Here is a 1,212-nt window from a genome sequence, read left to right on the forward strand (position 1 = left end):
ACCCAGCCACGACCCACCCGCGCCTACGCTCCGACCTCAGCGATGCTCATCGGGGGCGCTGGGAACGGCGCGACCCGCCCCCACCGGGCCTCAGATGCCGTGGATGTGAAGGACGTCCGGTCTCTGTCAGAGGTGGGAGGTAGCGTCGGATCATGTCCAAGCAAGGGGCGGGGAACGGGGAGCGGAACCTGGCGGTTCTGGAGGGCGTGCTGGAGCGGATCACGTACGCCAATGAGGAGAACGGCTACACGGTGGCCCGGGTGGACACGGGTCGAGGTGGCGGTGATCTCCTCACGGTCGTGGGGGCGTTGCTCGGTGCGCAGGTGGGGGAGTCCCTGCGGATGGAGGGCCGTTGGGGCTCCCATCAGCAGTACGGGAAGCAGTTCACCGTCGAGAACTACACGACCGTGCTGCCCGCCACCGTCCAGGGCATCCGCCGCTATCTCNNCCCTGCAGATCATCGAGGAGGAGCCGAAGCGGCTCATCGAGGTGCCCGGGCTCGGCCCCAAGCGGACCAAGAAGATCGCTGAGGCCTGGGAGGAGCAGAAGGCGATCAAGGAGGTCATGCTCTTCCTCCAGACCGTCGAGGTGTCGACGTCGATCGCGGTCCGCATCTACAAGAAGTACGGCGACGCGTCGATCTCGGTGGTCAAGAACCAGCCCTACCGCCTCGCGTCCGACGTCTGGGGCATCGGGTTCCTCACCGCCGACAAGATCGCCCAGTCCGTCGGCATCCCGCACGACAGCCCGGAGCGCGTCAAGGCCGGTCTCCAATACGCCCTTTCGCAGTCGACGGACCAGGGCCACTGCTTCCTGCCGGAGGAGCAGCTGATCGCGGACGCGGTGAAACTGCTCCAGGTGGACACGGGCCTGGTCATCGAGTGCCTCGCGGAGCTGGCGGCACCGTCCGAGGAGGGCGAGGAGCCAGGTGTCGTACGGGAGCGCGTGCCGGGCCCGGACGGCGGCGAACCGGTCACCGCCATCTACCTGGTCCCCTTCCACCGGGCCGAACTGTCCCTCTCGGCCCAGCTCCTGCGCCTCCTGCGTACGGACGAGGACCGCATGCCGGGCTTTGGGAACGTGGCCTGGGACAAGGCACTGGCCTGGCTCAAGGACCGTACGGGGGTGGAGCTGGCCCCCGAGCAGGAGCAGGCGGTCCGGCTCGCCCTCACCGAGAAGGTCGCGGTGCTCACGGGCGGGCCCGGCTGCGGC

Annotated in this window: 1 protein-coding gene and 1 pseudogene; both read left to right on the forward strand. The window is 68.7% G+C overall.

Annotation, left to right across the window (positions count from 1 at the left end; genetic code table 11):
• Positions 1 to 152: 152 nt before the first annotated feature.
• The coding region (locus AOK17_RS52895; RefSeq protein ID WP_425424680.1) for a YrrC family ATP-dependent DNA helicase at positions 153 to 446 on the forward strand (294 nt) is incomplete at its 3' end.
• Positions 447 to 448: 2 nt separating this feature from the next.
• Positions 449 to 1,212: pseudogene (locus AOK17_RS40890) on the forward strand (helix-hairpin-helix domain-containing protein); the annotation flags it as partial.

The sequence above is a fragment of the Streptomyces phaeochromogenes genome (assembly GCF_001418655.1).
In the GTDB taxonomy this organism is placed as follows: Bacteria; Actinomycetota; Actinomycetes; order Streptomycetales; family Streptomycetaceae; genus Streptomyces; species Streptomyces phaeochromogenes.